This window comes from Methylophaga sp. UBA1464, assembly GCF_002325665.1.
GTDB lineage: Bacteria > Pseudomonadota > Gammaproteobacteria > Nitrosococcales > Methylophagaceae > Methylophaga.
In genome coordinates this window covers 39,669-47,232 of record NZ_DCSO01000027.1, presented here as the reverse complement: position 1 = coordinate 47,232, position 7,564 = coordinate 39,669, and the positions used below count along the sequence as shown (strand labels likewise).

At 37.9% G+C, this 7,564-nt stretch carries 7 protein-coding genes; all 7 read left to right on the top strand.

What is annotated here, in order from left to right:
* Positions 1 to 114 precede the first annotated feature (114 nt).
* Positions 115 to 1,119: an AAA family ATPase gene (locus B3O33_RS02995; RefSeq protein WP_292359635.1), complete on the top strand. Its 1,005-nt coding sequence runs from the start codon at positions 115 to 117 to the stop codon at positions 1,117 to 1,119.
* Positions 1,120 to 1,147: 28 nt separating this feature from the next.
* On the top strand, positions 1,148 to 1,444 hold the full coding sequence (locus tag B3O33_RS02990) for a hypothetical protein (RefSeq protein WP_168800228.1): 297 nt from the start codon (positions 1,148 to 1,150) through the stop codon (positions 1,442 to 1,444).
* A gap of 2 nt (positions 1,445 to 1,446) precedes the next feature.
* Positions 1,447 to 1,860 (top strand): hypothetical protein, encoded by a 414-nt coding sequence (locus tag B3O33_RS02985; RefSeq protein ID WP_292359633.1) that lies wholly within the window; start codon positions 1,447 to 1,449, stop codon positions 1,858 to 1,860.
* Positions 1,861 to 1,881: 21 nt separating this feature from the next.
* Positions 1,882 to 2,637 carry a metallophosphoesterase gene (locus B3O33_RS02980; protein ID WP_247870143.1) on the top strand — a complete coding sequence of 252 codons (756 nt, stop codon included), beginning with the start codon at positions 1,882 to 1,884 and terminating at the stop codon, positions 2,635 to 2,637.
* Positions 2,638 to 3,081: 444 nt separating this feature from the next.
* Positions 3,082 to 5,577 carry a DEAD/DEAH box helicase family protein gene (locus B3O33_RS02975; RefSeq protein WP_136555687.1) on the top strand — a complete coding sequence of 832 codons (2,496 nt, stop codon included), beginning with the start codon at positions 3,082 to 3,084 and terminating at the stop codon, positions 5,575 to 5,577.
* 67 nt (positions 5,578 to 5,644) lie between these two features.
* Positions 5,645 to 6,532 carry a phage exclusion protein Lit family protein gene (locus B3O33_RS02970; RefSeq protein ID WP_136555685.1) on the top strand — a complete coding sequence of 296 codons (888 nt, stop codon included), beginning with the start codon at positions 5,645 to 5,647 and terminating at the stop codon, positions 6,530 to 6,532.
* Positions 6,533 to 6,961: 429 nt separating this feature from the next.
* Positions 6,962 to 7,297, top strand: a complete 336-nt coding sequence (locus B3O33_RS02965; RefSeq protein ID WP_136555192.1) for a hypothetical protein — start codon at positions 6,962 to 6,964, stop codon at positions 7,295 to 7,297.
* Positions 7,298 to 7,564: the final 267 nt, after the last annotated feature.

The window sequence follows — 7,564 nt, the reverse complement described above, 5'->3', positions numbered from 1 at the left end:
AAGCCACTACCAAACCCCCGAAGAGTTTTGATACCCAGCACTACCTCTATGAAATTTTGGATGGCCACTCTCGGGCTATTCAAGATTTTAGACGCTCACATGAGATCCTCAGTCATGACTAAGTTAACGCAATTCATCAAATTATTTGATCCAGTCGCCCTGTCGGACCGCCGGGAGACGCTGTCAAAAGATGTTCTCAATCAAAGTGCAAACCTCTTTAAAAAGCTACCTGATGTCAGGATCCGAGTCAAATTGACCCGTGAACGTTTAGCTGAAATTGAGGCACATTTACGCCAAAAATTTCCGAGCTTTAACGAGGCAACAGATGCCATATTTAATGAGTTGATGATTTCCTTGCACAGTTCTTCAAAGGGTGTTTATTTCTGGCCTATCTTACTACTGGGACCGCCAGGCACAGGAAAAACACACTATGCCAGGGAGCTTTCTGAATTGCTTGGTCTGGGCTTTGAAAAAGTCGATCTTGCCGCCACGACGGCGGGAATGGTCTTGGTGGGTACGAGTTCACAGTGGGGTAATTCCAAACCTGGCCTCGTAGCATCACATCTTTTGCAGAACCGTATTGCTAACTTTGTGTTGTTTCTGGATGAAATCGATAAAGCTGACAATAAATTCATCAATGGTGGAAACGTCAATAATTCTTTACTGACGTTGCTTGAACCTGAGACCGCCAAAGAGTTTCAGGATGAGTTTGTTCAGGTTCCCATGGATGCTTCGAATATCTGCATTATTCTCACCGCGAACGAAGAAAAAAATATAGATGAGCCCATTTTAAGTCGGCTGAAGAAAGTAAGGGTAAGTGAGCCAACCCTTGAGCAGTTACGACAGATTGCGCCGTTCGCCCTTGAGAACATTATCAAGCACCTTGAAGTGGATAACCTGATGATCTCGACATTGGATAGTGAAGCACTCGACGCGCTACAAATGAATAAAGTCAATGTACGTCAGTTAAACGAAGTCCTGAGAGAGGCTATAGGCCTGTGCCTGAAGGAGAAGTCGACGCAGCTCTCCGCTTCCCATATCAGAATTTCCATTGAACGTACGCTGGGCATCACAGTACCCCCTGAGGCTAAGCCCAAATCAACTAAGAAACTTCACTAACGCACCTTATAACGCAAAGGAGAACGATATGGATATTTATGTGCCCCCCGGTGAAATCATCATGAAGGACTGGAATATTCTGATGATTGAGTATGAGCATGTTATGACGGAGAAGTTTCTGGGATACAGCATGAACGAGCAACACTATCGATTAAGCTCTGTCATTCGAGAATACGACCGAGAAACCAATACAGGGATAACCGAATCGGGTTCACGCTATACGTTTCTGACACCACCTGGAAAGCTCCATCCGCGTGCTCAGACAATGTATGAGAATTTCTGCAAAGTAAAAGAAGTCTCCATCAAATTGAAATACGAGTTTTAGTCATGCGTGAGACGTTAACGAAGGCACTGTATTCAAGCTGTCCTATCATCTACCGCAATCGAGATGCAGCAGACGCAGAAAACCGAACACAGATGGTCTGGGGCTTCCAATGCGGCTCAGGCTGGTTCGAGTTACTGCTCAATCTATCACAAGCGATTGAGGCGATAGCAGAAGATAGAAAACGTCAGGGTATTTCGGAGCATGAACTGCCGCTGGTCAATCAAGTGAAAGAAAAATTTGGTGAACTGCGTGTTTATATGGAAATTAGCGGTCCAGGCATAACTGAACTGATTAATGAAGCTCAATTAGATTCAACCGAAATATGTGACTGCTGTGGGAAGCCCGGGGAGCCGGTAAGCGTATATGGCTATGTGTTGACCCGTTGCCAACAGCATATTGATGAGCCGGTCACTTAATATTAACTTCAAAAGGTTTTTATGAAATTCCAACTTTTCTCTGACTTGCATCTTGAAATGGGAGACTACTTCATCCCGCCTGAATCAGATGCAGATCTTATTATTCTGGCAGGAGACATTAACACCGGACTGAAAGGGCTTCAGTTTGCCGTAAAGCTCATTAAACGTTTTGATAAAGATGTCATTTATGTTCCGGGTAATCATGAGTTTTACCGACATGACATCAGATTACTAAGAGAAGAAATGCGGTTATTCGCAAAACCCTATCCAAGGCTGCACCTGTTGGATAATGACGAGATTACACTGAATGGTGCTCGGTTTATCGGTTCTACGTTATGGACGGACTATGCACTTGATGGGCGTTTCGATAAACAGAAAACGATGGACTTTATTTCGTTTTATTTAAACGACCATAGATTTATCAAATACGGTGATAACCGTTTTACTGCACAAGATGCGTTGTTACTTCATCAGAAAGCCAAGTTATACCTGCATGAAAAGCTCAAAGAACCATTTGAGGGTAAGACGGTTGTTGTGACGCATCATGCGCCGAGCTTGATCTGCCACCATCCTGACTTTGAGATGGACCAGATGGCTGCGGCGTTTATTTCAGATTGTGATGATTTACTTCAATATGCCGATGTATGGTGTTTTGGCCATACGCATGCAAATGTTGATATGCATATTAATGGATGTAGAGTGATGAGCAATCAAAAAGGGTACTCTTGTGAGAGGATGCCACATTCTTTCAATCCAAGGTTAGTGATTAAAATATAGAACATTCTTAATCCTATTTTAAATATAGACTACTAATAACTTACTAATTGAGACAAATGCCAAGCCGGAGAAATAAGTTTTTGAATGTCCTAAGTAACACTAATAATTAAAAGAATGCCTGGATAATATATTAAAGCTACATAAGCAAAACTTTTCATTTACACATACTATAAATTTGGCAAATTTTTCGTTCAATATGCCTGAAATTACTAAAAATGGTATTGTCATCGAATAGTAGTGGACTACTCAGTTATCGAAAGCTTTTAAAATTCAAATGCTCTCTTGTGAGATACTTGTTGTGAGTAAATAAATGTTTGATTTGAGGGTATATCTCGCACAAGCAATTATTAAATATAATTCGTATCATGCTGAACTATTAAAGAGTTATATAAAGCTTTATGAGAGCTGGTTATCCATATAGACGAAAAGGAATAGGAATAAGTTATGGCTTTTGATTTCGGAAAAATAAAGGCTAAGAAAACTGATGCTGGACCTTTAGACCCAATTGAACTTTTCCAAAAAAATAAATCCAAAATAACTGATGTTGGAATTAATGACCTCTGGCTTGGCCAAGGTGATGCTCTTCGGGATTGGCATGAACATCGTGATAAAAATGATGTTGCTATTGTATTAAACACTGGTGCTGGAAAGACGCTTATAGGCTTACTTGTTGCTCAATCATTAGTTAATGAAACTAAAGGAAGGGTAGTTTACGCTTGTGCATCCATACAGCTAATTGAACAAACTAAAGAAAAAGCTGAGAGCTATGGTTTAAAAGTTTCAACTTATTACAAAGGTCAATATAGCAATGATCTGTACCATAGAGGAGAGGCTCCGTGTCTTACTACCTACCAAGCACTTTTCAATGGCAAATCTAAATTCAAACGTGAAGATATTTCTGCAATTATTTTTGATGATGCCCATGCTGCGGAGGGAATGATTAAAGATAACTTTTCGATCAATATCAAACAAAATGAAAATATTAACCTTTTTCATTCTTTAATTGAGCTATTCCGGCCCTATTATCATGCTGTTGGTCGAATCGGAAGTTTTGATGAAATAATTTCCGGGGAATTTAACAAAGTAGAGCTTCTTCCACCTTTTGAGGTAATTAAGAATCAAGCTGAGATTCATCGGCTACTATTTAATAGTGATGTCCCAGCTAATTCGAACACTACATTCGCATGGGAACATCTTAAAGATCATTTGAATTTATGTGCGTATTTAGTATCTAGTAGAAGCATACAAATCATTCCACCCATTATCCCTATTTCTAATCTAACTTATTTTCAAGAGAGTATTCGGAGGGTATATCTAAGTGCCACCATGCTTACATCGGATTCATTCATTAGAACATTTGGTCAAGAGCTGGATTATGTAGTTGAACCAGCTACATCTGCAGGTCAATGTGAAAGATTGATCCTCTTCCCTGAACAAGTTTACGGTGTTGATGATGATAGATACACCACCAAAGAATTTATTTCAGATCGCAAAACACTAATTCTAGTTCCTAGTTATCATTTGGCTGAGAGTTGGAATGATGTAGGTCACGTATCCAATAACACTTCGATGATAGAAGATTTGGTTTCCTTTAAAGGATCAACTGCACCCAATACTTTAGTGTTGACAGCCAGGTACGACGGAATTGATTTACCTGGAGACACTTGCCGACATCTAGTTATGGATGGTCTACCAACCGGAACAGGTTTATTAGACAGGTATATGTGGGAATCGTTAAGGTTATCAAATATTCTACGCTCAACTATAGCTTGCAGAATTATTCAAAGCCTTGGGAGAATTTCAAGAGGAATGAGCGATCATGGGGTAGTTATAGTTATTGGCAGAGAATATGTGAAATGGTTATTAACGCCTAGAAACCAAGCTTATTTACCCCCTTTTGTTCAGAAGCAAATTAAACTTGGTTTGGAAGTATCAGAGAATTGTAATTCAGCGGATGATATTTCTCCAGCAGCTAATGCTTGCCTCAATCGAGACATTAACTGGATAAATGCTTATGAACAATTTATGGATGATTGTGATACTGAAGCCATTATTGAAACAGATGAAATACTAAAGAAATTAGCGTTAGCTGAAACGAGTTTTATAAAAAAATATTGGGACAGAGACTATTCCGGGGCTATTAAGATATTAGATAAAATATTAGTAGAGGCATTTTCATATAGCTCTGGAATAGGTTCATGGTATGCATTGTGGATAGGAAGTTGTTTTGATTTACTTGGTGATCGTGATAGGGCTAATCACTATTACAAAAGGGCACATGGAGTAACAAAAGAACTTCCCAGGGTTATTGGTGAGGGACCCGCCTTAACTTCGGCTCAAGTTTCAAAACAAGTTGAAAATATTGTTAATGAATTCTCCATTACTAAAAGTGCATCAGTCTCAGTACCAAAATATTTATATTCAAATCTAGAAAAATTGGACAATACAGGAACTGTAAATCAAACCGAAGAGGCTATTAGATGGCTTGGTCAATATTTAGGTTTGAATTCAACTCGACCAGATAATGAGCATGGTACAGGTCCTGACAATCTTTGGATAAATGATGGTATTGCTCTAGTTATTGAAGCCAAAACCAATAAAGTGGGGCAGTACACCAAAGATGATATTGGCCAATTAACCGATCATTTACAGTGGGTAGAAAATAATTACCCAGGTAATAAAAAATTACCTTTCTTCGTTGGACCATTGATCTGCTCTACAAAAGATGCCAATCCATCATCTGATTTTTCTGTCTCCGAATTGACAGAATTTAAAGCTCTTGCTGATAAGTTGATAGCTGCTTATGAGGACATAGCACGAAGGTCTATGCCGATCGCATTAAATCAAGAAGTCGCTGCAATCTTAAATGAGCGTGGCCTTGTTTGGCCCAAATTATTAGATGATTTAAGCAAGTATCAGTTAACTGAATTGGGACATTGAGTTTCACATCAAAATTCTGAAGTTGATTAGATTTAATTAATTTTTCATGGTGATAAGAGCGTGGTAAATGAAGCCTATTAGAGTCTTAGATTTAGATTTGATAAATTCAGTAACAAGAATAGCTCCAGAAAAAATTTATGAACTAGAAACACTTATTTTTAATTATGACCCTAGCATCATATTCACCAACGATAAAGAGTTCAGTTTTAGGGTAGATACTGAGAAGAAAGAAGTTAAGTTACCAACTGTGGCATTAGAATACCTGTGGTGTGCATGTTATGCGTTTTATGTGTTTTATCAAGAATACTTTGCATTAAACCAAGAAGATAGAAATCCCTTAGATATATATTCTAGTGACAGGTCACAAAAAGCTATATCTTTATATAACTGGGGAATAGGGCAATTAAGTCAAAATCCCAGTATTGAGTGGCCATCTGATTTACCTATGCCCACAAAATATTTAACCCACACGGACGAAGATGTTCAAGTTGCGAATGAACTATATTTGTGTTCAGTATCATGGATTATTCATCATGAACTAGCACATATTTATTGCGGGCATAAGAATATGCCTGTTAATGATGAAGAGTCACGTGCTGAAGAAAGTGAGGCAGATTTTTTCGCCACAAATTTGATTCTTGAAGGGGTGGCTGATGAAAGTATTTTATTAAAACGGGGGCTTGGAGTTGTAATTGCAGCCCTCGTTATAACAACTCAAGATATATTAGCAGGAGAATTTAAGGAAACCACACATCCCAAGTCCTTTAAAAGGCTTTATAAAGTTCTCGATAGTCATTTTCAAGATCCCGACCATCTCGTTTATGCGTTTAGTGTCGTGATTTGCCACTTAAACATGGCAGCAGGAGGCATGTATATTAAGGGGAATGGTAGCGAAACTTGGAAAGAAAATCTTGAAACATGTTTGGTGCAATTCAGTCGCCTAACTAAATTATAAAATCAAATGCATTAATTGATTTGATCTTCTTAAACACATCAGTGTTTAAAGTGACCTTAAAAGAATTCTCACAAAACCATCAATTGTATGAAGGGCGTTTAGCTTTGAGAATGATATTTTCTCAGTGAACATACATTGAGTAAGCTCACCATGAGATAATGCCGTGATTTGACAAAATTTAAGAATGAATCAAGGCAGGTAGATGTTAAAGAATAAGCAGCTCACATACATATCACTATTTAGCTCGGCGGGAGTTGGTTGTTACGGATTCAAAATGGAAAATTTTCAATGTGTTGCGACTAATGAACTTCTTCCCAGAAGAATGAGTATACAAAAAGTGAATAACATTTGTGAGTTCGATTCTGGATATATAGTTGGTGATATAGCTGATAAAGAGGTTAAAGAACGCATCTACTCTGAAATCAAAAAATGGAGCCACAAAAGAATGAATTTCCTAAATTGGTTGATTTCTATGAAAATCTTATTGCTTTGACCAGTGGACAACACCTCCAAGCGGCTCATCCCAACGGTAATACATCACTTATAGATAAACAATATCAATATACATGTTTGATAGCAAAAACGGCCAGTATTAGCCAAAATTTGCTTGAAAATAACGGTGAACCGACTTTGTACAATTTTCAAGATTTTATGCAAGTTCTAGATATTGGACTAAGTACGGATTATTTTGGTTATCTTGACGAAAATGACTTCAGTAATGTTATAAGTGGAATTGAATTTAATTTTGAACGAGAACGCGAATAAAGATTAGTAGCTTGGTATGTATATCTACTTGATTCGAAATCATGTTTACAACATCATACAAATAAAAAGCCCTCTGATTCGAGGGCTTTTTAACATTTGAAGAGATGGTTTCTCAGAACCCTTTTTGAATATCCATATTCGTAAAATAACTCAAAAATGGCGATTTAAATTCGTATTTTTAATGTTATTTTGCCTCATGATTAATGTTAATAACTCAAACTTAATGTTAAGGACAGTTTAAATCAATCAATCCCATTTCAAACCGCC